A 22,439-nucleotide genomic window follows, 5' to 3' on the forward strand; every position below is an offset into this window, starting at 1 on the left:
GGCCCTGCCGTTCAGGCAGCGCCAGCACAACGAAAGCCCTTGCAGGTCCCGGCCGGCCGACGTCGGCGCGCCCCGCCAGCAGGAAACAGGCTCTCAGATTGCGCCCAGGGGCGGTCCCCGCGCCTGAAATCGCCACGCGGCGGGATTGCGGGCGGCGCCGCGCCAGACAAACGGTCGCCATGCCTGTTCCGCCGGCCGCAACCGGAGCGCCAGCACGGCAAACACCAACGTTGCAAGAACGGCGAGTTGCAGCTGGCAGTGCAGCACACAGCAACTGGCGTCATGGGCGTGGGCTGGCGCATCGGGAGCGCGGGACGCCTCCTGGCCATCCGGCCCCCGCTCCGCCGCGACGGACGGCAGGCATAACACCGCGCCCACGAACCCGGCGGCTCCCCTGCCGGCAAGCGTTCCCGCCGGCGCCAGCGGCGCCGCGAGCACAAGCACGGTCTTGACGAGAAACGCATAGAGGATCACCAACGCCGCGAAGCGGCCGGCTGCCCCCACGCTTCGGGCCCGGAGTTCCATGAAAAGATGCATAGGATGTCATGTTGACCACGACAAGCGTCTGCATGCGCGCGCCACAGGCTGTGGACGCGCGCCAGCCGCCCGCCCCAGAATGCCGGAACGGCCTGGGCAGCCTTGCCTTGCGTGACGCAACCGCCCTTGCGCCATGGCGGCGCGCCGCCATGTGGCTCTGCGCGGGCTTCCCGCCCGGACCGGCGCCTGACCTGGCCCGTTAGTCCACCGGCCAGTCCGACATTCCATGAAACGCCAGAACGTCAGTCTTCTGGCCAGGGTCGTCAAACCGTCCCTGGCGCTTCAGGCAGGACCCTTTTGATGCCCGCCCGGTCTCCCTTTCAGCTGTTCAGACCCATCATCGCCGGCGCCACCTTGCGTGAACGGCTGCTTGCCTGCGCCGGCGCGCTGATCGGCATGGGCCTCGCCAGCCTCGTGACCCGCCTCATTGTCGGCGGCGATCTGTCCCTGCCGTTCATTGTCGGGCCTATTGCGGCTTCGGCGGTGCTGGTTTTCGTCGTGCCAACCAGCCCGCTGGCCCAGCCCTGGCCGGTGCTCGGCGGCAATCTGGTGGGGGGACTGGCTGGCGTCGCGCTGGCGCAACTGTTCGGCGCGCTGGGCTGGAGCGGTCCGGTCATCGCCGCCATGGCCGTGCCGGTCGGCATCGTCGCCATGAGCCTGTGCCGCTGCCTGCATCCGCCAGGGGGCGCCATGGCGCTGCTGATGGCCCTGACAATGAAGGACGCGGCGGCGATGGATATCTGGCGGTCGCTGGCGCCCGCCCTGTTGAACATTGGCGTCCTGCTCGCCTGCGGCATGGTGTTTCACCGCATGATGGGGCGGCGCTATCCGCACCAGCCCGAGGCGGCGCCGCCTGGCGTCCATGGCTCGAAAGACCCGCCAGCGGCCATGCGCAATGTTGTTGACGCCGCTGATATCGACGCTGCCCTGGCCAGCCTCGACGCCAGCTATGACATCGACCGGGATGACCTGCTTCGCCTCGTCCGCCAGGCAGAACTGGCCGCCGTCGCGCGATCCAGCCCCGACATCCGCTGCGCCAGCATCATGTCCCGGGACATCTTCAGCATCACGCCGGACATGCCCGTCAGCGCCGCGCGCGAACTGCTGCTGGCGCACAATATCCGCATGCTTCCCGTACTCGATCGCAGGAAACATATCGTCGGCTCCATTGGCCTGCGCGAAATCGCCACCCTCTATGCGGCGCGGGAAAGCGCCGCGCCCGTCGCAGGCGCCGCTGCGGACACCCCCGTGGGCGACGTGATGACAACCGCCGCCATCGCCCGTCCCGAAACGCCGGTCGCCGAGCTTCTGCCCATCCTGACGGATGGCCGTGGGCACGCCGCCGTTATCGTTGACGATGACGAGCACGCCATTGGCCTGGTGACCCAGACTGATCTCCTGTGGGCCATGGCCCGGGCGGTGAGCCACAACAACTGACCGGCGTCGCGCCTCGCGGGCGGACGTTTTCACCGGCCCCAGGCGTCGCGATGACGTCATGGCGGCCACACAGCGGCGTTTTCGCCTCGAACGGCGCGTTTCCCTCATGGACAGGCCGCCGCTTGCAGGCGCGTCAAACCCGGCGGGATCGGGGCAAATGGCCGGGGCCGCGTTTGATCGCGGGTCTCATCCCGGTCCTGGCTACGGCCAGGGGTTTGATCAAGGATTTGATCAAGGATTTGACCTGGGATCTGGCCTGGGATCTGGCCGGGCGTCTTGTCAGGAGTCTGACTCCGGCGCTGGTTCTGGCTGGGGTCGCCTGGCAAGCGTCCCATCCGTTCGCGGGCCAGCGCCAGCAGCATGGGCCTTGCTGAAAACTGCCCCGCCCGCAGCCTGTCGTTCAGGTTGCGCAGATAACCGCCTGGTCGGCTGATACGGTCCCGCCGCTGCAATATGGCGGCGATGACGGTTGCCGCCTGGTCACCGCCTGCCTGTTGACGGAAGGCGTTCCAGATGTCCGGGCTGATGCCCATGGCAGCGCGGGCGATGGCGGCGGCGCCATGCAGCTCGCGCCAGCTGTTGATCGGGCTGGTGGCGAAATCATGGATGTCCGGGCAGGCTTCCAGAACGGTGGCCAGCTCGATTGGAGCAGTGTTGCCCCAAGAAGTGTTGTTCAGTTGAGAGCGCTGGGATGGTTCTTCAATATACAGGATTTCTTTATCTGAATTCTGTATGTGCCGCCCAGTTTGGGATTCACTGCCGCTCATTTTTTCTGAAATTTGCTGCTCTTTCAGAAACTTCCCGAGCTCCGCGGCAATATCGTCCCTCAGGGCGGCAAGACTGGAGGCGAGAAGGTCCAGCAGCTCCACACAGGCGGAGCGCGCCGGGCTGGCGGCAAGCTGTCGGTAGCGGACATGGAACGCTTCCCACGTCTGGACGTCACAGTGGGGTGCGCCGGTTTCCAGCAATTTCGCGCAATCACGCCGGGCAATGGTGATGCGTTCGCGCAGCAGCTGGCGTTGCCGGCGACGTGCGGCCACGTCAGCGGCCAGGGCGCTGAATTCGTCCGCCCGCGCCACGAGGGGCGAGAGGTCGAACCCGTAGGCTGTTTCGATCAGGCCCTCGCGACCCTTGCGGGCGTACCGTTTGCCGTTGGGACTGTCGCGGCGGATAATCAGCCCCGTCTGCACCAGCACGGCCAGGTGGCGGCGCAACGTCGCCGGCGCCATGCCGTGAGCCCGGGCGGCAAGTTGTGCGTTTGACGGAAAGACGACAAGGTTAACCCCGGGCGTCATCACCGTTTCTGGCAGGAAGGTCAGCAGCGCGTTCAGAACCACAAGCGACCGGTCCGATGGACCAAGCATCTCGCGGGCCTCGCAGATGGCGCGAAACACCTGCCATTTGTGCACGGCGCTGTCCGCCGCCGCATGTTGCGTCGCAATCTGGCTCGCCGCCATGGCGAGCGACATCGTTCGCCGCCCAAAAGGCGTCGTCAAAGCATGGTGCGTCATTGTTCCCTGCCTTCGGGGCGTGGGAAATCGACCGCCAAAGCGACGTCATGCTCTTGACTGCAATTTTCGGAAGTGCGATTCTCAGGTTGTCAGACCAATGAGAAGGGCTTCCGGAACATCGTTTCGGGGGCCTTTTTCTTTGCCGCTCTCTCCTGTTGTGGCGTCCGTTGCCGGCGCCGGTTGCTGTGGGCCAGCGGTTTGTGGCCACCGGTTCCCTGAAATCACTGCCCGCCTGGCGCTCGCGCCGGGGGGCGGATCATGCGCAGGGCGGTTCTCCGCAAGCGCTGGCCGCCATGCTGTGTGGGCGGCGGCCGGATTTCACCTGCCGGACAATATGTCCGTCTGGATCACCGGACGTTCGCCCCCTTGCCGGGGTGCGCGCCGTTTTCCGGCAATGCGGGTTTGCCTTGCCGGAAAATGCCAGGGGCCTTGACGTGAAGCCGGTTCACAACAAGCCCCATCCCTTTCATCTTGCGCACCTTTTGCATGAACAGTGAGCGCCACTGTTCGTGAAAGCACCCTAGAGGCCCGCGCGCTGCATCTCCGCGAACACGCGCGCCAGTTCCGGCAGTTTCTCGCGCACGAAGGCGCTGAACGCTTCATTGGCGAAAACCAGACGCCCGCCTTCCCGGCCAGGCTCCAGTCTCGCCAGGGGCGCGCCAGATGGGGCGGACACCTCAAGCGCGCCATCCGCCGCCATGGGCGATGCCTGCGCCGGCGTCTCGCGCGACAGGACGTCCAGGGCCATGGTGAAGCGCCTGTCGCTCGCCGCCGCGCGGAATTCAGCGCTCGCGGCCAGCGCGGCGAAACGCTCCTGGGCGTACGGCTCCGTGAGAATGGCGGCCAGACGGCTCCAGCGCGGCCGGCCGGCGCGTGGCGCCGGCCCGATGGCGTTGACGATGTCGGGCGGCAGCGAGGCCGCCAGCGTCAGCAGCCGCGACAGGTCCGCCTTGTCGACTCCCAGCGCCGCCATCAGCGTCGGGCGGTCGAACTGCTCTTCCAGCCGCCGCGCGAACATGGCCTTTTCAATATAGCTGAGGTCACGGCGCTCGAGGTTTTCCCGCGCCTGGGCAATGACCAGCTCCACATCGCTCAGCGGCCGGACAATGGCCCGGACCTTGCCGCCAAGACGGGCCACGGCGCGCAGGCGGCGATGGCCGTAGGCAACCTGATAGCGGCCGCTGTCGCCCAGCGGGCGCACCAGAATTGGCACCTGCTGGCCCTGCTCGGAAATGCTCTGCATCAGGCTGTCGAACGACGCGTCAGCCGTTGCTTCCTCGCCAATGCGGTCGCGCACGAACGAACCGTCGATCAGCGTCGGATCAAGCTCGACCACCCGGTCGCCCGCGGCGATCATCGCTTCCAGATCCCGCGCCTTGCCGGCGTCGGCGGAAAGCTTTTCGAGCGACAGGCCCATGGCGCGCAGGGCGCCCGATCCCACCGGCGCGCCGAGTGAGGCGGAGCCGCCAGCCGCCCCCCGGGACAGCGGTTGCGGCGCCGGATCCGGCGCGGCCTTCATCAGATCTGCAAGGGTGTTCTTCCGGCTCATCAACCTGCCCTCCGCCAGCTCGCGCGGATCAGACTTTCAATTTCGCCATTGACCAGATCGAAGGATTCCAGCGCCCGTTCATAGGTTTGCCGGTTGATCTGGTCGCGGCTGATCTCATAAATCGTCTGCTTGCGCAGACCCGCCTCGGTCACCGCCGTCGTCTTCAGCGCCGTCTGGGTCAGCACCTGATCGCCAAACAGGTTGCGCAGGAAGCCGACGACCTGGGCCTGGGGGCCGTCGTTCGGCTCGAAGCGGGTGATGCAATACCGCAGGAAATCATACTCCAGATTGCCGCCCGCCCGCCGCACGACGCCGAGCAGACCCGCGGTCATCTGCAGGAACTGCGACATGGAGGCGACGTCGAGCATCTGGGGGTGAATGGTGATCAGCACGCCCGTGGCCGCGCACAGGGCTCCAAGGGTGAGAAAACCAAGCTGCGGCGGGCAGTCGATGACCACCACGTCATAATCCTGGTCCACCGTTCCCAGCGCCTGGGCGACCCGGGCGAAGAACAGGCCGTCGCTGCGCTCGCCCGAGGTGAGCATCAGCGGCGTTTCGTGCTCATACTCATGCAGCTCCAGGTTGGCCGGAACCAGATCAAGCCCGTCGAAATAGGTGCTGCGGATGATGTCCCGCAGCGGACGGCGCTGGTCGTCGTAACGGATCGCGCCGTACAGGGTCTCGTTGGGCCGGATATCGAACTCGGGCTGGTAGCCGAACAGGGCCGACAGGCTGGCCTGGGGATCGAGATCGACCGCCAGCACGCGATAGCCGCGCATCGCCAGATATTGCGCCAGATGCACGCTGACGGTGGTCTTGCCCGAGCCGCCCTTGAAATTGGTGACGGCGATGACCTGCAAATGCTCCTGACCGACGCGGCCAGGAAGGTAAGCCGGCTTATGCTGACTGAGAAGCCGGCGAATTTGATTGATCTGCGGCAGGCTGTAAAGCCGGCGGCCCCCCGGGCCGCGCTCGGCCTCCGGGCCCTCCCCGGCCCGCGCCAGCTGGCGCAGGTAAGCGTCGGTGACGCCGATCAGCCGCGCCGCCTCGGGGGAGCTGAACAGGCGCAGCTCCTTTTCCGTTGCCGGCGAAAACAGCCGGGAGCGCAGCGTGTGAAGCTGCGAAGAAAGCACCCGCGCGTGTTCGTCGATCAGTTCGTCGATCGAACCGGTCACGTTTCGCTGTTGAGCGGAATTTTCCGTTACAGTGCTCATCTACGCCAAAATACCGCTGCTGGATAATTTTGCGTAGCCTGATTGGATTCGTAAGACCCGTCAATGACGAATGGGTTAACGAGACGTTAAGCGCTGCGGCTTCTGGAGCGGATGCGAACAGCATTACGGTCGGCCGCCGCCGCCGCCTGCAACAGATCCGCGCCGGAAAGGGCCGTAAAGCCGAAGCTCATGGCGAGGCGCGGAAAGGTCGGCCGCGCCGCGATCCCGGTCAGGGTGTCCAGGATTGTCTGGTAATGTTGCGTCGCTGACCCTCCGTCCTGTCCCGTTACCCAGATCAGACGATCAACCCCTGCGCGGCGCACTTCGACCAGACCTGGACCTGCCGCCGTCAGCGCCCGGGCAAGGTCATCGATATCCTGCGCGATGAATTCCTGAACAAGCGCGCGCCCCATGAACAGCCTGTCCAGCCGCAGCGACCAGAGGGCGCCGGCCGCGGGCGGATGTCCGCCGGGGGCGGGACGGCCCCGCGACATTCGCGCCTGGAGGCGGTCCATGAACGTGCTGAGACGCGGCAGGGCGTCGGAAAGCGCCAGATTGACATAACCGACGCCGACGACCGAGGCCGCCACCATGATGAAATAGATGACATGCCACGCCGACGCCGCGTACCGGTTCTCCAGCCCCTCAAGCACGCGGGGGGTGTCGATGCCGCGGACAAGTGTCGAAATTACGATGAAAATCCATAGGGTTAGCCACACTTTTCGCCCGCTGAGCGCCAGCCCGCCACGGATCAGCGAATAGCTGGCGAGGACGGCGGGCGCGGCGCATAGCAAGGAAAAAAGCACGAGTCGCTGCTGGGCCGACTGCTGGAAATGTTCCGACATGCAGGCGAGGCTCCAGACGGCGCCGGGCAGGATGATTTCCAGCCACGCCGGTGATTTTCCGTCCGCGGCCCGCACGGCCTGCGCCATGCAGGCGATGCCGGTGATCATGGCCACATTTGCCGCGACGATGGTGGTGAAGAACGAGGCGTCGAAATATCGCGCGCCGGAAAGGCCCGCGCCGAATCCGACAATGAGGATGCCGATGCCAGACCACCATAAATCCCGGCTCTCTGGCGTGCGGTTCCACCGGTAGATCAGCATGCCGCCCTGGATCAGGCCCCATAATGATATGGCGGCCAGCATGATGGCGAGATCCATGTGCGCCCCCCTCCCCTCACAGCTTTGGTTGTAGCGCGTGGATTATACATGCCATTGCGTGTGGTGCGTCCAGCTTTCTTTTGCCGGCGGTTTCAGGTTATTCGTCAATCGTTCACAAGCACGCATAGGGAGCCGAAATGTCCAACCTTCTTGTCGAAAAGTCCGACGGCGTCGCGACGATTACCCTGAACCGCCCTGACGCCATGAACGCCCTCTCCCGCGCCCTTCGCGCCGAGCTGGCCGAGGCCGTGAAGGCGATCAACGCTGACAGCGAGGTCAGGGTGGTGATTTTGACGGGGGCCGGCAACCGCGCCTTTACCGCTGGCCTCGACCTGAAGGAACTGGGCAGCGACGCCTCCGCCCTGGGCGCCGCCAACGCCACCACGGCTGACATGAACCCGGTGAAGGCCATTGAAACTTGCGTGAAGCCGGTTATCGGCGCCATCAATGGCGTCGCCATCACGGGCGGGTTTGAACTGGCCCTGGCCTGCGACGTGCTGATCGCTTCGGAGAATGCCCGCTTCGCCGATACGCACGCCCGCGTCGGCATCATGCCTGGCTGGGGTCTGTCGCAGAAATTGTCGCGGTTGATTGGCCTGTACCGGGCGAAAGAACTGTCGTTGTCCGGCAATTTTCTTGACGCCCAGACCGCGGAACGCTGGGGGCTGGTGAACCGGGTGGTTCCGGCTGAGGAACTGCTTCCGGCGGCGCGCAGGCTTGCGGCTGACATGGCCCAGATCGAGCCCGGCATGATGGGCCGTATGAAAAAGCTGATTGATGACGGCTTCCGGCTGTCGTTCACCGACGCCATGGCTCTGGAGGCGGAGATTTCGACGAAGAACAACCAGGCGGTGAAGCCCGAGGATGTGGAAGCGCGGCGCGGCGCAGTGCTGGCCCGGGGCCGCACCCAGTAAACAGGCGTGCGAATTGAAAAAGGCGCCGGCGGGCATGTCCCGCCGGCGCCTTTTTTGTGACGAATCGGCTGCGTTGGGAGCTCCCAACACACGCCGCTCAGATAAGCAAGTCTGCGATCATCGGGGCGTCGGTGATGTCCTGGTATGGCATTCCGGCCAGTTCGAGCTGCCGGTACAGGCTCTCAAAATTGCCGGCCTGAGTGGTTTCGATGCCGATGAGGATCGAGCCAAATTCCCGCGCCGATTTCTTCAGATACTCGAAGCGCGTGATGTCATCCTCAGGCCCGAGCAGGTTTAGGAAGTCCCGCAGGGCGCCGGGCCGCTGCGGCAGACGAAGAATGAAATATTTCTTGCGGCCTTCAAAGCGCAGGGCCCGCTCCTTGACGTCCTGCAGGCGCTCGAAATCGAAGTTGCCGCCGGAAACAACCAGTACGACGGTCTTGCCGTAGATCTCGTCCCGGATGTCGTGAAGCGCGGCGGTTGTCAGGGCGCCGGCAGGCTCAAGCACGATGCCTTCCACATTCAGCATTTCCAGCATGGTCTGGCAGATGCGGCCCTCGGGCGGGGTCAGAACGTCGTCAGCCGAAAAATTTCGCAGCATATCGAAGGGAAGCGCGCCAATCTCCGCGACGGCCGCGCCGTCGACGAAGCCGTCGATATGCGAGAGGCGAACGCGTTCTCCGGCCGAGAGGCTTGCCTTCAGGCTTGCGGCGCCGGCGGGCTCCACAAAGATGAGTTTTGGCGCTTCCGTCGCGCCGCGCCAGTAGCCGGCTACGCCGGCGGCCAAGCCGGCGCCGCCCACCGGCAGGAGCATCAGGTCAACCGGCATCCCGGCGACCTGGCGGTCCGCTTCCAGGGCCAGGGTTGCCTGCCCTTCAATGATGTCGGGGTCATCAAAAGGCGGGGCCATGATGGCGCCTGTTCGTCCGGCAAACTGCTGGGCTGCCCGGTAGCAATCATCAAAAAAATCGCCGACCAGTTCAATCTCGATGGCGTCGCCGCCGAACATGCGTGTCTTGTCGATTTTCTGTTGCGGCGTCGTCACCGGCATGAAAATGCGGCCATGAGCCCCAAAGTGACGGCAGGCGAACGCAAAGCCCTGGGCGTGATTGCCAGCGGAAGCAGCGCAAAACGAAAGATGGGCGCCGCCCGCGGCGCGCCGCTTGCGCATGAAGTTGAACGCGCCGCGCAGCTTGTAGGAGCGCACTGGCGTCAGGTCTTCGCGTTTCAGGAAAATGCGCGCGCCGTACCGGCGGGACAGGTGGGCGTTGAATTGAAGCGGCGTCGGGGGAAACAGCGCCCGCAATTCGGCTGCCGCCTCGGCGACGCCCTGCCGGAAGCTGGCCTCTGATAGCGTCATGCGCGCACTCCTGTCAGGATGGTCGGAGAAATCTGGACGCAGCGTTTTGCGCCCGAATGTGTGGCATATCAAGGCGGAGGCGCTGAGGTCCATGGGCGCGATCCCGGCGTCAGTCGCGTCGCTACAAGGTTAACGAAAGGTTAACGAACACTGACAAAAAGCAATGGCGGGCTGACGGTTGCCCGCACTGTGACTGGCCCCATATCGTATCGCATACGCGGCCAGAAAATGCGGGTTCCAGCCGCCGGCAGGACCTGAGAGGGAGGACAGAAACATGAGGCAAAACGCCAATCTGCCCACGTGGCGGCGTCCAGACCCCGCATCGTCCCCCAGGGTAAAGAACAAGCGGATTTCCGTCATGGTCCGGGCCGTGGTTATCGCGGCGGTGGTCATGGTGGGCCTGCCATGCCATGGCGCATTTGCCGCCGCCCAGGCCGGAGATGCAGGCGAACAGGTGTGGGATCTGGCCTCCCAACGCGGCATCGCGCGGGATTTCAACGCCGCACGGCCCAATGCCCGCGGACAAACGCCGGCGTTCCCCAACCAGACCCGCGCGCCTGTCATCAAGGACGATGTCCGCCTGCAAACCCGGGTGATCGCGTCAAGTCTTGAGCATCCGTGGGGCATGGCGGAATTGCCTGATGGACGGTGGCTGGTGACGGAGCGGCCAGGCAGGCTCCGCATTGTCAGCGCCGATGGCGCTGTTTCGCCGCCGGTGAAAGGTTTGCCGGCGGTTGATGCGCGAGGGCAGGGCGGTTTGCTCGATGTGGCGGTGCGCGACGATTTTGCCGGAACCCGCCGCGTCTGGTGGAGCTTCGCCGAGCCGCGTGGCGGCGGGACCAACGCCACGGCGGTCGCGACCGGCGTGCTGTCGCCCGATGGCGCCGCCATGTCGGATGTGCGCGTGATCTTCCGGCAGGAGCCGCCGTGGAAATCGACGCTGCATTTTGGCTCCCGGCTGGCGTTCGCGCCCGATGGCGCCCTGTTCGTGACCACCGGCGAGCGCTCCCATAACGAGCCGCGCAAGCTGGCGCAGGATGTGACGGCGCTGCTTGGCAAGGTGGTGCGCCTCGATCCGGAAGGCGGGCCGGCCAGGGGCAATCCGCACATCCCTGGCGGACGCCCGGAAATCTGGTCCTGGGGCCACCGCAACCTGCAATCCGCCGCCATCGGACCTGATGGCGCGCTCTGGACGGTGGAGCACGGGCCGCGTGGCGGCGATGAGCTCAACCGGCCGCAGGCTGGCCGCAACCATGGCTGGCCGATCATCACCTATGGCGTCGAGTATAGCGGGCAGAAGGTGGGGGAGGGGCGCACCTCGCAGGAGGGCATGGAACAGCCGGTCTATTACTGGGACCCGGTTATCGCTCCCAGCGGCCTGGCGTTTTATGACGGCAAGCTGTTTCCCACATGGCGCGGCAGCGCTCTCATCGGCGCCCTGCGCGATGAAACCCTGGTGCGGCTCACCCTGAGGGACGGCAAGGTCACCGGCGAGGCGCGCTACCTGAAAGGCATTGGCCGCGTGCGCGATGTACGCGTCGCCCGCGACGGCGCCATCATGCTGCTGACGGACGCCAATGATGGGGAGATCATCCGCGTTACGCCAGCGCCCTGATACAATCCCGTTGCTTCGGCCATTGCGGCGAAGCCTCTTATCGCTCTATCTGACGACAGTCGCCGGTGGAATCGTTTCCACCGGTCATCGTCGTCAGACCGGTCCGGCCACGCAACCATTTGGCATGCCCATGGCCGGGGCCGGGGCCGGTGGTTGAGGAAGCACCCATGTCGCGTTTCACCGAAGAACAGAACCTGTTCCGCCAGTCCTATCGCAAGTTCCTAGAGACCGAGATTGCGCCGAACATGGACGCATGGCGTGAAGCCGGCATTGTTGATCGCTCGGCTTTCAAGAGGGCTGGCGACCTCGGCTTCCTGATGATCTGGCCGGAAGAAAAATACGGCGGTATGGGCGATTCCGACTTCCGCTATGAGCAGATCATCATCGAGGAAACCGCGCGCGTCGGTTGCCACGAGTGGTTCAACACCCTGCACAGCCGCCTTGTCGGCACCTATTTTGAACGTTTTGGCACCGAGGAGCAGAAGGAGCGCTTCCTGCCGAAGTGCGTCAGCGGCGACACCATCCTGGCGATCGCCATGACTGAACCGGGCGCCGGCTCCGATCTCGCCGGCATGCGCAGCACCGCCGTCGACGCCGGCGATCACTACGTGCTCAACGGTTCGAAGACCTATATTTCCAATGGGTTGAACGCCGATGTGGTGATCGTCGCCGCCAAGCTTGGCAGCGCTACCGAGCGCCATTCCATGGTGCTGCTGATTGTCGAGCGCGGCATGGAAGGCTTTGAGCGCGGCCGCAACCTGAAGAAAATGGGCATGCCGGCGCAGGACACCGCGGAGCTGTTCTTCCACGATGTGAAGGTTCCCAAGGCCAATGTGCTCGGCGTCGCCGGTCGCGGTTTCTACCAGCTGATGGAAGGTCTGGCCGAGGAGCGTCTGATCTCCGCCGTCGGCGCCTCGGCCAATGCCCGTCGCGCCTTTGATCTCACCCGCGCCTATTGCATGGATCGCAAGCTGTTCGGCAAGACCCTGGCTGACCAGCAGAACACCCAGTTTCGCATGGCGGAAATGGACGCCGAGATCGATCTGATTCAGGTTTATGTTGACCACTGCGTCAAGGCGCTGAACGAAGGCCGCCTCAACGCCAATATGGCGGCCAAGGCCAAGATGATGGCCAGCGAGATCGAGTGGAAGATGCTGGACCTCGGCGTGCAGTTGCATGGCGGCGCCGGTTTCATGGACGAGTTCCCGATCAGCCGCATGTTCACGGACGCCCGCATCAACCGCATTCTCGCCGGCAGCTCGGAAGTGATGCGGCTGATTATCGGCCGCGACGTATTTTCGGATCGCTACAGCAGCATGCTGGACTGACGGCGGAGCCTGGGCGGGTTTTCAGAAAAAACAGCGCCCCCTGTCGTCAGAAAAGCAGGTTATTTCAACGGGATGAGACGTCTCCGGTAAGCCGGATTTTACCAGAGACGCTGACGCAGCCGTTCTGTCGTCACCCTGTTTCTACTGCTGATTATCCGGTCCCCGGAGCGGCCCTGCGCCGTCATGGGTCGGGATCACGCCATGTGGCGCCGGCGACTTCTGTTGCCGGCAATGCTTCGCCGCGTCCCATGTGATGACGGCGTTTCGGTTGCCGCCGGATGCGCGTTGCGCCGGCGCCAGCGTGGTCACGTGGTCACGTGGTGGATGGACCGTCCGGCTCCAGCAACCTCTCCAGCGTCGTCAGTTCGTCCGCCTCTCCGGGCGGTTTGTCCCAGCGGATGCGATGGATGCGGGGAAAACGCATGGCGACGCCGGATTTGTGGCGCGGCGAGCGGCGCAGGCCCTCAAAGGCAATTTCCAGCACCAGACCCTGATCCGCCGTATGGGTCACCTCCCGCACCGGCCCGAACCGGTTGATGGTATTGGCGCGTACGAAGCGATCGAGCTGGCCAAGCTCCTCATCGGTAAAGCCAAAATATGCCTTGCCCACCGGCGTGAGCAGACGCGCGCCGTCGTCGCCGGTCCGCCAGACACCGAAAGTGAAGTCTGAATGGAAGGATGAGCGTTTTCCATGCCCGCGCTGGGCGTACATCAACACCGCATCGATCAGGTGCGGGTCGCGTTTCCATTTGAACCATGGGCCCCTGGGACGGCCGCTGACGTAAGGGCTGTCGCGACGTTTCAGCATGCAGCCCTCCACTGCCGCAGCGTCAGGGCCGAGATCGGTGGCGGCTGGCGCCGCCCGGGCAGCGGCCAGTTCATCCCAACTGGCGAACGCCACCAGCGGCGAGAGGCTGATGCGGGATGAATCGAGGCGCGAAACCAGCGTTTCGAGCCGGGCGCGCCGTTCGGTCCAGGGCAGGGCGGTGAGATCGTCGCCGTTCAGCGCCAGCACGTCCCAGGCGCGGATATGCGCCGGATATTGCAGCTGGAGTTTTGACGTGGCGCTCTTGCGGTTCAGCCGTTGTTGCAAAACGTTGAAGCTCTGCACGACGCCCGCGTGCACCACCAGCAGCTCGCCGTCGATGGAGCCGTCAAAATGGGCTTTGCCGGCCAGTTCGGCGATGAGATCGGGAAAGGCGGCGGAAATGTCCTCGCCGTTGCGCGACCACAGCCGGGCGATGGGCGCGCCGTCACCGTCCGTTCCCGCCGCCGCCTGCACCCGGATGCCGTCCCATTTCCATTCAGCGACGAAATCTGGCGGATGCAGCTGGCGCAATTCCGTTTCATTGATGGGCTGGGCCAGCATGGGCGCGCGAAACGGGGCGATTTCCTGTGGCCCTGGACGCGGACCGCGCCCCTCCAGCCAGGCAAACAGGGTCAGATAGGGCGGCGTCAGCCCATGCCAGACCGCCTCGATCTCGTTCACGTCGCGATTGGCGTATTGCGCCAGGGCCATGTGGGCCAGCCGGGCTGAAATGCCGATACGGAAGTTGCCGGTGACCAGCTTCAGCAGGGCCCAGCGACCGGTTTCGTCCAGTGCGTCCAGCCAGCTGGCCAGCAAATCAGCCATCTGCGGGCGCAGCGCCGCGGCCATGGTTTCGACGACGGCGCCAAGGGAAAGATCATCGCCGACCTGCTCCCCGGCGTCCGGCCAGAGCAGCGCCGCCGTTTCGGACAGATCGCCCACGTAGTCGTAAGACATGGAGAACAGCACAGGATCGGTGCGCTCGCTGATGAGTTGCCGGATCAGGGAAGGTTTGGCGCTGGCGAACGACAGGCCGCCGGTCAGCGCCGCCAGCGCATAGCCGCGGTCCGGGTCCGGCGTCGTGGCGAAATAGTCGCGCAAGATCCGCAGGCGGGCGTTGCGCCCGCGCTCGAACGACAGGCGGTCGATGAGACCGGCGAAGCGCTTCATGACGCCGCTCCGCCCGTGGCGGCGCCGGGCGCGGTTTCCTCCACGGCAGCCGCATCGTCATCACCATATCCCAACAGATGCAGGGGCAGGGCGGTGAGGCCGCGTGTGGCGCACCAGTGGGCGAGGGCGTCCTCCTGGCCGTGAGTGATGCGAATTTCCTCCGCGCCGGTTTCGACCACGGTGCGGCACAGGTCCGGCCAGTCGGCATGATCGGAAATCACCAGCGGCAGCTCGACGCCGCGCTGTCTGGCCCGCGCCCGGGTGCGCATCCAGCCGGAGGCCAGGGCGTGCGCTGGATCGGCGAAACGCCGGCTCCAGCGGTCCTGCAAGGCGCCGGGCGGGCACAGGACAATGGCGCCTGGGAGGTCCCCGCCGCCACGCCCGTCGCGCGCAGGCACAGGGCGCACATCGCCAAGATTGATGCCAAATCTTTGATATAAAGCGGTTATTTTCTCAATGGCGCCGTGCATGTAAATCGGGGCGTCATAGCCCGCCGCGCGCAGCAGGGCGATCAGGCGTTGGGCTTTTCCCAGCGCGTAGGCGCCAACCAGATGGGTGCGTTCGGGAAACAGATGCAGTGACTGGAGCAGACGCGCGATTTCAGCGCCCGCTGGCGGATGCCGGAAAATGGGCAGGGCGAAGGTGGCCTCAGTAATGAAGATATCGCAGGGAACCAGCTCGAATGCGGCGCAGGTGGGATCTGCTTCCCGTTTGTAATCGCCTGACGCGACAAGCCGCGTCAGCCGGCCGGCGGCGTCGCGCGCCTCGATCAGGATCTGGGCCGAGCCGAGCACATGGCCAGCGGGAAAAAAGCTGACTGTCGTATGGCCAATGGCTAGCGAAACGCCCGGCGCCGCTGCCTGCGAGGACCCGGCAAAGTTTTCACCGTAACGCGCCGCCATGATGGCCAGCGTTTCCGCTGTCGCCAGCACATGCCCATGGCCGGCCCGGGCATGATCCGCATGCCCATGGGTAACCAACGCCCGCTCCACGGGCCGCAACGGATCAATATGGAAGCCGCCCGCCGGACAATACAGCCCCTGTGGCGTAAGCATCAGCAGGTCCGCCGTCCGCCCCAGGGGCCCGGCAGGCGCCGGGTCCGGAACGTCATGCTGTGGGGGCTCGCCCGGCGCCCAGGACTTGCGGATTTCGTTCCCCGTCGGGCCCTCGCCTTGTAACCCTTGTTCAGGCAAATCCGGGCGTCGCGCCATGCCCTGGTCCTCTCCACCGCCGGTTTGGAGTGTCAACCGGCGTCATGGCGGTCAGGTTCCCAGGTCCAAGTTATCCCGGGGACCGCTTAGAGCCAGATCGCGGCGTGGCGACGCCGACGGGCTTGCCTTTGATAAGAAGCGGCGTCGACGGGAACCTGTGGGGCGAGCGTAAAACAACCGCCGCAAATCACCCCCGGTCCTGGGGCTGTTTCGTTGGGGCGTCCGCCTTGGCGGGCAAGCCGGCGCGCCAGTCAACCACAAGCGGATATCGCCGGACGCCGCGGAACTCCCGGGCGCCGTTCTGATCAATACTGGCGATGTAAGGTTCGCGCAGGGCAATATCCCTGAGTTGGGTCAGGCTATGGCCACGAAATTTCAGGTCGCCGAGGGGAGCCTCACATCTCACGCTGTCAAAGCCAACGATGAGGACGGCGTCGTCGCCCAGTTGCGGTCGGGCCTCCAGGTTCTGCAACAATGGCTGGGCGCTTTGCCCCTCGCAGGTGTCAACGGAACCGAGAACATGGAGTGTTCCATCACGGTCGACGTGCAGGAAATTGAGGCCCCGTTCCGCAAGTTCAACAGGCTCCTGCCCATCAACCCTGACGTAAGATATCGCTCCCCCTTCAAAACCGGCGGAGACAATTTTGATGCGGGCAGGCGTTTTTCCTGAAGCGGTTACACTATGGAACATTTCCGGAAACGTTCCATGCGCGGCGTAAAATCCAAGCCGCTTTAGGCCCGCCTTCTGGAACGATTGGGGGAGCCGTCCGCGCGCCATCAGATCAGCGGGCGCCAGCACGGCGCCGGTCGGCAAAGGCGCGCTGTAGAGTTTACCGCTGTCATAATAGACATAGCAATCATCGCGGGGGGCCAGATCAGCGCCAAATATGTCGGCGTTGATGACGGAGCAACTTCCCGCAATCAAAAAGGATTTGGTGGGGTTGAGCGCAGATGCGGCGGCGATGGCGGCTGTGCCGAACACCGTTTCGATGGCGTCGTTTTTTTTGTCGCGCACGATGGTCAGGGGCAGATTTGCGCTTTGGGCGCCAAACCGGATCCGCTGGTTCTCCCGGTCAAACTGGAAGCCCCGCCACGGGGTGGAATCGTGCCAGAACGCCATCAGGGACGGCGCCCATTGCGGCAGCGCCGCGTTCAGGCTGTCGATATCGCCAGCCGTTTCAAGCAGCGTCGGGGATTGACCGAAAAGATCGACGCCGAGGCCCTGGCGTGATGAAGAAAATCCCAGTGCCGTTGCGACCGTGGCGCCGATATCCAGCACGGTTCCCGCCCGGTTGATGTCGCGGGCCGGGCCCGCGCGTTCGTGCGCGTTCCAGATCATGAACGCGTTGCGCCGATCCGTGGTATAGGCGTATTCGGTGAGCGTATTGCGCATCATCGGATGGTCGGAACCGAGAATAATCACGGTTTCGTCAGCCTCATCTTCGCGCAGGACGGTTTCGATAAAGTCCGCAATCAACGCATCGGAGCAGGACAAAGCCGCCAGCATGCCGCCGCCCCCAGACGCATCCTTGCACCCGGGGCCAGGATGGCCGGAGGGCGGATGCGTATCGACGGTCAGGACGACAAGCCCGAATGGCGTCTCCGATTGCCGCAATTCCCGATAGCGTGCGAGCGCGGACTTGAAGGTCGCGGCGTCATGGCGCCCCCAGGAGGAGAGCGGCTCGTCGGGGCCGGCCAACTCATCCAGGCCAAAAGTATGGCTGAACCCGTGTGATTTGAGGTACGCGCCCTTGCCGGCGAATGACAGGGGCGCGCCCTGGATGAAAGTCAGATCATAACCGTTCTTTTTGAGCTGATCGGTGATGCAGGTCGCCTCTGGCAGGAACGCGCCAAAATTTCCAAAATCGTTTCCAGCCATGGGAGAGGCGACAAGGGGAATGCCGCACTGGGACCCAACAATTCCGGCGATGGTCCAGCCAGCGCCCCACGGCGACATGATATTGGTGAAGTTGATCGCGGAGGTCTGGAGCTTCCTCAGGCGCGGCAGGGTTTGGGCGTAGGCTGGATGGTCAAAAAAGGTGCGGTCCAGCCCTTCTGCATAGATATAGATAAAATTCTTGCGTTTCCCGGGCGCTTCGAGACTGGTGGTATTCGCGTGGAGTTGGTTGAAATCCAGCGTACGCCCGTCAGGCAGGATGGCGATGCCGCTGCTGTCATGGCTCAGCAACGGAGAGACAGCCGCGTAGGTTTGCCAGAGCGCCGGATTGGCGAGCAGGCAAGCGCCAAGCGCGAGAATAGCCAACCAGCCCCTGGCGCCGCGGAACTTGCGGAAGAACGCCAGCTTTGATGTCGCTGCCAGCAGAACGACAAGAAGGCAGACGTAGCCAACGGCAAAAATGACGGCCGGGGCGAGAATGCGCCAGCTCAATCCGGTGACGCCAACCGACAACTGGTAAAATACCGACGAGTCGATCCCCACGCCGGTAAAATGGTTCGCAGCGGCGAAGAAAATGACCAGCGTGATGTTCAGAACCAGCAGCAGGAACAAAAGAGGCCGCATATCCCTACCTGAAGACGTTATTCAGTCTGGAATAGTTCTACCCTGTGCGCCGAACGCCCCAAAAACGAAATGTGACGGTTTTGTGTAATGCTGGCGGAATGTCGCATTTTTGACACAAAAAGCCCCGCCGGATCGGCATCCGGCGGGGCGCGGTCTGGTGGGGAGATCGTTGGAACTGGCCGTCAGGCCAATCGCTCTCCGGTATGGGAGTTACTTGCCCGTCCACACCGGCTTGCGCTTTTCGGCGAAGGCTATGGCGCCTTCGCGCGCGTCCTTTGAGGTGAACACCGGGGCGATGTAGGCTTTCTGCTTTTCCCACATCTCTGAGGCGGACCATTCCTGCTGGTCGTTGATGATCTGGCGCGACACGGCGACGGCGAGCGGGCCGTTTTCGGCGATGACGCGGGCCAGCTTTAGCGCTTCCTCCAGCGCCTGGCCGTTCGGCACGACGCGGTTGATCAGGCCATAGCCCTGCAGGGTCGCGGCCGGCACCATGTCGCCGGTGAGGGCCAGCTCCATGGCGATGCGATAGGGAATCTGGCGCGGCAGGCGCATCAGGCCGCCGGCGGCGGCGACGAGACCGCGCTTCACTTCCGGCACGCCGAACTTCGACCCTTCGGTGGCGACGATCAGATCGCAGGAGAGGGCGAGTTCGCAACCGCCGGCGAGGGCATAGCCTTCAACGGCGGCGATCAGCGGCTTGCGCGGCGGCGCCTCGGTCAGGCCCGCGAAACCCCGCCCTTCGATCGAGACGACCTCGCCCTGCACGAAGGCTTTCAGGTCCATGCCGGCGCAGAACGTGCCGCCGGCGCCGGTGAGAATGGCGAGACGGATGTCGTCGCGGCTGTTGATCTCGTCGACAGCGGCGGCGACGCCCTTCGCCACTTCGGCGTTGACGGCGTTCTTCGCCTCCGGGCGATTGATGGTGATGATGGCGACGTTGCCATCAACCGTGAATTCAACAGCGCTCATTCATTATCCTCCCATGGCCGCCCCGGGGCGGCGTGACGATACAGGTTCCCTATCAGATTGCCTGGGGGCCTCGCCAGAGGCGGCGGCGCATATCAACCCTGATGTGCTGCGCCGCGCATCCCGTTGGCGCGGGAAGCGCCCACGGGCCGTTGAACCGCCGCCAGGCGTCAGGCTGATTGTGCCTCCGCCAGTTGCGGCGCCGGCATGGGCGACAGCCGCAGCGCCAGCGCCCCGGCCAGCGCCGCGAGCACCGAGCCGACGATGATGCCAAGCTTCACTTCATTCTGAAGATCAGGATGACCTTCAAAAGCCAGCAGGCCGATAAACAGGCTCATGGTGAAGCCAACGCCGCAGAGCAGGGCCACGCCAAACAGGTGACTCCAGCGTGAATTGGCCGGCATCTCCACAAACCCCAGCCGGATGGTCGCCCACGCGAAGCCGAAAACCCCGGCCAGCTTGCCAACCAGCAGGCCGCTGGCGACGCCCAGGGTCAACGGATCCCACAGGTTCCTGAGGGTCATGCCGGCCAGCGACACGCCGGCGTTGGCAAAGCCAAACACCGGGATGATGACGAAGGGCGTGACGTAATGCAGGGCGTGTTCCAGCCGGTGCAGGGGCGAGGCGGGCAGGTCGCCGCGCAGGCCGGGCGAACGGCGCAATGGAATGGTCAGGGCCAGCAGCACGCCGGCGATCGTGGCGTGCACGCCGGATTTCAGAACGAAAATCCACAGCACGACGCCCAGCAGCAGGTAAGGCCACAGGATGAGCACGCCGCGGCGGTTCAGCAGCACGAGCGCCGCCAGGGTGAGCGCCGCGCCGCCAAGCGCCGGCAGGGACATCTGCGCCGTATAGAACAGGGCGATAATGATCACCGCGCCAAGGTCATCAATGATCGCCAGGGCCGTGAGAAATACCTTCAGCGCCGCGGGGACCCGGTTGCCAAGCAGGGACAGCACGCCAAGCGCGAAGGCGATGTCCGTGGCCGTCGGAATGGCCCAGCCGCGCATGGTCGCCGGATTGTTATGGTTCAGCGCCGCATAGATCAGCGCGGGAACGATCATGCCGCCCAGCGCCGCCACCCCGGGCAGGATCCGCCGCGGCCAGGTGGCGAGCTGCCCGTCGAGCATCTCGCGCTTGATCTCCAGCCCGACGAACAGGAAGAACACGGCCATCAACGCGTCGTTGATCCAGTGCGCCACGCTCAGGGGGCCGAGGTGCGTTGCAAGCGCGCCGAAGTAGCTGGCAGACAGGGGCGAGTTGGCGACAACCAGCGCGGCGGCGGCGGCGAACATGAGCACGATGCCGCCGGACGCCTGATTGTCGAGAAACGCCCGGAACATTGAGAACGGGCGGATACGGAGCCTGCCTGCCATTACCTTCCTCTTGGTGGCGCACCCCGTCAGCGATTTTTCACGGAACGGGATGCGATGGAGCCGGCCGCAACACGACATGCGCGCCGTTATGTGATGTCAACTGACCCGAAAAAGCCGATTTCGGGCGTTTTTCAGAGGCAGCAATTTTGCGCCGCCTGAACAGGGATGTTCCAGCCCGCCTTTTCACCGGGCCCAGGAGGCGCGCCGCCGGGTCCGTCTCAGGTCCCGCAAAATGTTTTGAAACCGGCTGGTCCCGACTGCAAGCAGGCCGGGTCGCCCCGGAAAGGTTCATAGGGATGCGCCAGGGCGCCGAGCAGCACCTGCAACGGCGCCAGATCGCCGCCGGTCGCGGCGGTCAGAGCGTTCTCGACCACATGATTGCGGGGAATGACGGCCGGATTCGCCGCCTGCATCATCGCCTCCGCTTCCGCCAGGGCGATCGGGTTCCGGTCGCGCCGCGCTTGCCAGCGCGCCCGCCATTCCGTGAAAGCCGTGTCGGCGAACTGCCCGGGCCGGGGGGCGTCGTGATCCGAAAGCGCCCGGAACGTGTTGGTGTAATCGGCGCCGGCGGCGCGCATCCATTGCAGCAGGTCGCCCATCAGCGCGGCGTCGCTTTCCTCCTCCCCGTCAATGGCGGCCAGGCCGAGCTTGCGCCGCATCATTGCCTGCCAGCGGACCTGGTAGAGGTCGCGGAAGCGATTGAGCTGCTCTTCCGCCAGCCTGATGGCGGCGTCCCTGTCCGGGGCCAGCAGCGGCAGCAGCGCCTCCGCCAGCCGCGCCAGGTTCCACTGGGCGACGCCTGGCTGGGCGCCAAAGGCATAGCGACCGCCCTGGTCAATGGAGCTGAACACTGCTGCGGGATTGAAGGCGTCGATAAAGGCGCAGGGGCCGTAATCGATGGTTTCGCCAGAAATCGCCATGTTGTCGGTGTTCATGACGCCATGGACGAAACCAATGCGGATCCAGTTCAGCACCAGGTCCACATGCCGCTCCACCACCCGGCGCAGCAGGCCGAGCGCAGGGGCAGGGGAGGCCTTCAGGTCCGGGTCATGCCGGTCGATGGCGTAGTCCACCAGCGACTGGAGCAACTCCGGCTGGCCAAGCGCGGCGGCGTACTGAAACGTGCCAAAGCGCAGATGGCTGGCGGCGACGCGGGTGAGCACCGCGCCGGGCAGCGGCTCCTCGCGAAAAACCCCTTCCCCGGTCGCGACGACCGCAAGGCTGCGCGTTGTGGGAACGCCCAGCGCGTGCATGGCTTCGCTGATGACGTACTCGCGCAGCATCGGGCCAAGCGCGGCGCGGCCGTCGCCCTGGCGTGAAAACGGCGTCGGCCCGGAGCCCTTGAATTGCAGGTCGAACCGGCGCCCGTCGGGGGTGATCTGCTCGCCGATCAGCACGGCGCGGCCATCGCCCAGCATGGTGAAATTGCCGAACTGGTGCCCGGCGTAGGCCTGGGCGATGGCGGCCGCGCCATCGGGGAGGGCATTGCCGGAAAAAACCTGCGCCAGCGCGTCCGCATTGGCATCGGCGCCGTCCGCCAGCAGGCCGAGGCGGGTCGCCAGCGGCCGGTTGAACATGACCATTCTGGGCGCCTGCACGGGGGTGGGCGCGACGGCGGTCCAGAAGGCTTCCGGCAACCGCTGGTACGTATTGTCAAGCTTCCAGGCGAGGTGATCGCCGGGCGTGCGACCGGAAATCGGGCCGGCGGAGCCGGCGGCGGCGTCAGTCATCAGAAACTCCAGCGCCCGGCGTCCCG

The 22,439-nt window shown here is 65.0% G+C and carries 17 protein-coding genes; 4 read left to right on the plus strand and 13 right to left on the minus strand.

All coding sequences use genetic code 11. The features are described 5' to 3' along the window. Positions 1 to 93: 93 nt before the first annotated feature. Entirely contained in the window at positions 94 to 504 is a 411-nt protein-coding gene (locus tag EV666_RS09545) for a DUF2946 family protein (protein WP_165909957.1), read from the minus strand. A gap of 333 nt (positions 505 to 837) precedes the next feature. On the opposite strand from EV666_RS09545, the gene EV666_RS09550 reads away from it, so the two are divergent. Then, positions 838 to 1,974 (plus strand): HPP family protein, encoded by a 1,137-nt coding sequence (locus EV666_RS09550; RefSeq protein WP_132006679.1) that lies wholly within the window; start codon positions 838 to 840, stop codon positions 1,972 to 1,974. 104 nt (positions 1,975 to 2,078) lie between these two features. Here the strand turns inward: EV666_RS09550 and repC are convergent, their stop codons facing one another. The 5 genes from repC to EV666_RS09570 form a co-directional block, all read right to left on the minus strand. After that, positions 2,079 to 3,485 (minus strand): plasmid replication protein RepC, encoded by a 1,407-nt coding sequence (gene repC, locus EV666_RS09555; RefSeq protein ID WP_132006682.1) that lies wholly within the window; start codon positions 3,483 to 3,485, stop codon positions 2,079 to 2,081. A 347-nt stretch (positions 3,486 to 3,832) separates the two neighbouring features. Beyond that, complete coding sequence (locus EV666_RS18195; RefSeq protein WP_165909958.1) at positions 3,833 to 3,973, minus strand: hypothetical protein; 141 nt, start codon at positions 3,971 to 3,973, stop codon at positions 3,833 to 3,835. Between the two features lie 32 nt (positions 3,974 to 4,005). After that, positions 4,006 to 5,034 carry a plasmid partitioning protein RepB gene (gene repB / locus EV666_RS09560; RefSeq protein WP_132006685.1) on the minus strand — a complete coding sequence of 343 codons (1,029 nt, stop codon included), beginning with the start codon at positions 5,032 to 5,034 and terminating at the stop codon, positions 4,006 to 4,008. Next, positions 5,034 to 6,248, minus strand: coding sequence for a plasmid partitioning protein RepA (repA, locus tag EV666_RS09565; protein WP_132006688.1), 1,215 nt, complete (start codon positions 6,246 to 6,248; stop codon positions 5,034 to 5,036). Before repA ends, repB begins: the two co-directional genes overlap by 1 nt. An 86-nt stretch (positions 6,249 to 6,334) precedes the next feature. Continuing rightward, positions 6,335 to 7,411 (minus strand): hypothetical protein, encoded by a 1,077-nt coding sequence (locus tag EV666_RS09570; protein WP_132006691.1) that lies wholly within the window; start codon positions 7,409 to 7,411, stop codon positions 6,335 to 6,337. Positions 7,412 to 7,548: 137 nt separating this feature from the next. Between EV666_RS09570 and EV666_RS09575 the strand changes: the two genes are divergently transcribed. After that, positions 7,549 to 8,325: an enoyl-CoA hydratase gene (locus EV666_RS09575; protein ID WP_132006694.1), complete on the plus strand. Its 777-nt coding sequence runs from the start codon at positions 7,549 to 7,551 to the stop codon at positions 8,323 to 8,325. Between the two features lie 97 nt (positions 8,326 to 8,422). Here the strand turns inward: EV666_RS09575 and ilvA are convergent, their stop codons facing one another. Beyond that, positions 8,423 to 9,685, minus strand: a complete 1,263-nt coding sequence (gene ilvA, locus EV666_RS09580; protein WP_132006697.1) for a threonine ammonia-lyase IlvA — start codon at positions 9,683 to 9,685, stop codon at positions 8,423 to 8,425. A 358-nt stretch (positions 9,686 to 10,043) separates the two neighbouring features. Here ilvA and EV666_RS09585 point away from each other — a divergent pair, with 358 nt between their 5' ends. Continuing rightward, positions 10,044 to 11,300: a PQQ-dependent sugar dehydrogenase gene (locus tag EV666_RS09585; protein WP_132006700.1), complete on the plus strand. Its 1,257-nt coding sequence runs from the start codon at positions 10,044 to 10,046 to the stop codon at positions 11,298 to 11,300. A 167-nt stretch (positions 11,301 to 11,467) separates the two neighbouring features. After that, positions 11,468 to 12,628, plus strand: coding sequence for an acyl-CoA dehydrogenase family protein (locus EV666_RS09590; protein ID WP_132006703.1), 1,161 nt, complete (start codon positions 11,468 to 11,470; stop codon positions 12,626 to 12,628). A gap of 313 nt (positions 12,629 to 12,941) precedes the next feature. Here EV666_RS09590 and EV666_RS09595 read toward each other — a convergent pair whose 3' ends face one another. The 6 genes from EV666_RS09595 to EV666_RS09620 form a co-directional block, all read right to left on the minus strand. Beyond that, entirely contained in the window at positions 12,942 to 14,606 is a 1,665-nt protein-coding gene (locus EV666_RS09595; protein ID WP_132006706.1) for a cisplatin damage response ATP-dependent DNA ligase, read from the minus strand. After that, positions 14,603 to 15,661, minus strand: coding sequence for a ligase-associated DNA damage response exonuclease (locus EV666_RS09600; protein WP_132006709.1), 1,059 nt, complete (start codon positions 15,659 to 15,661; stop codon positions 14,603 to 14,605). Before EV666_RS09600 ends, EV666_RS09595 begins: the two co-directional genes overlap by 4 nt. A gap of 343 nt (positions 15,662 to 16,004) precedes the next feature. Then, the gene (locus EV666_RS09605; RefSeq protein ID WP_132006712.1) at positions 16,005 to 18,338 is read right to left on the minus strand and encodes a sulfatase-like hydrolase/transferase; all 2,334 of its coding nucleotides are present in this window, start codon (positions 18,336 to 18,338) and stop codon (positions 16,005 to 16,007) included. Between the two features lie 210 nt (positions 18,339 to 18,548). Beyond that, positions 18,549 to 19,310 carry a crotonase/enoyl-CoA hydratase family protein gene (locus tag EV666_RS09610; protein WP_132006715.1) on the minus strand — a complete coding sequence of 254 codons (762 nt, stop codon included), beginning with the start codon at positions 19,308 to 19,310 and terminating at the stop codon, positions 18,549 to 18,551. Between the two features lie 167 nt (positions 19,311 to 19,477). Then, positions 19,478 to 20,683 carry a Na+/H+ antiporter NhaA gene (nhaA, locus tag EV666_RS09615; protein ID WP_132006718.1) on the minus strand — a complete coding sequence of 402 codons (1,206 nt, stop codon included), beginning with the start codon at positions 20,681 to 20,683 and terminating at the stop codon, positions 19,478 to 19,480. Between the two features lie 218 nt (positions 20,684 to 20,901). Next, complete coding sequence (locus EV666_RS09620) at positions 20,902 to 22,413, minus strand: protein adenylyltransferase SelO (protein ID WP_132006721.1); 1,512 nt, start codon at positions 22,411 to 22,413, stop codon at positions 20,902 to 20,904. Positions 22,414 to 22,439 lie beyond the last annotated feature (26 nt).

This window comes from Camelimonas lactis (genome assembly GCF_004342915.1).
Lineage (GTDB): Bacteria > Pseudomonadota > Alphaproteobacteria > Rhizobiales > Beijerinckiaceae > Camelimonas > Camelimonas lactis.

Excerpts from the sequence above, each read along its gene's own strand:
- EV666_RS09620 (WP_132006721.1), bottom strand. The coding sequence starts at position 22,413 with ATGACTGACGCCGCCGCCGGCTCCGCCGGCCCGATTTCCGGTCGCACG.
- EV666_RS09610 (WP_132006715.1), bottom strand. The coding sequence starts at position 19,310 with ATGAGCGCTGTTGAATTCACGGTTGATGGCAACGTCGCCATCATCACC.
- EV666_RS09550 (WP_132006679.1), top strand. The coding sequence starts at position 838 with ATGCCCGCCCGGTCTCCCTTTCAGCTGTTCAGACCCATCATCGCCGGC.
- ilvA (WP_132006697.1), bottom strand. The coding sequence starts at position 9,685 with ATGACGCTATCAGAGGCCAGCTTCCGGCAGGGCGTCGCCGAGGCGGCA.
- EV666_RS18195 (WP_165909958.1), bottom strand. The coding sequence starts at position 3,973 with ATGCAAAAGGTGCGCAAGATGAAAGGGATGGGGCTTGTTGTGAACCGG.
- repC (WP_132006682.1), bottom strand. The coding sequence starts at position 3,485 with ATGACGCACCATGCTTTGACGACGCCTTTTGGGCGGCGAACGATGTCG.
- EV666_RS09590 (WP_132006703.1), top strand. The coding sequence starts at position 11,468 with ATGTCGCGTTTCACCGAAGAACAGAACCTGTTCCGCCAGTCCTATCGC.
- nhaA (WP_132006718.1), bottom strand. The coding sequence starts at position 20,683 with ATGGCAGGCAGGCTCCGTATCCGCCCGTTCTCAATGTTCCGGGCGTTT.
- repB (WP_132006685.1), bottom strand. The coding sequence starts at position 5,034 with ATGAGCCGGAAGAACACCCTTGCAGATCTGATGAAGGCCGCGCCGGAT.
- EV666_RS09570 (WP_132006691.1), bottom strand. The coding sequence starts at position 7,411 with ATGGATCTCGCCATCATGCTGGCCGCCATATCATTATGGGGCCTGATC.
- EV666_RS09600 (WP_132006709.1), bottom strand. The coding sequence starts at position 15,661 with ATGCTTACGCCACAGGGGCTGTATTGTCCGGCGGGCGGCTTCCATATT.
- EV666_RS09605 (WP_132006712.1), bottom strand. The coding sequence starts at position 18,338 with ATGCGGCCTCTTTTGTTCCTGCTGCTGGTTCTGAACATCACGCTGGTC.
- EV666_RS09595 (WP_132006706.1), bottom strand. The coding sequence starts at position 14,606 with ATGAAGCGCTTCGCCGGTCTCATCGACCGCCTGTCGTTCGAGCGCGGG.
- repA (WP_132006688.1), bottom strand. The coding sequence starts at position 6,248 with ATGAGCACTGTAACGGAAAATTCCGCTCAACAGCGAAACGTGACCGGT.
- EV666_RS09575 (WP_132006694.1), top strand. The coding sequence starts at position 7,549 with ATGTCCAACCTTCTTGTCGAAAAGTCCGACGGCGTCGCGACGATTACC.
- EV666_RS09585 (WP_132006700.1), top strand. The coding sequence starts at position 10,044 with ATGGTCCGGGCCGTGGTTATCGCGGCGGTGGTCATGGTGGGCCTGCCA.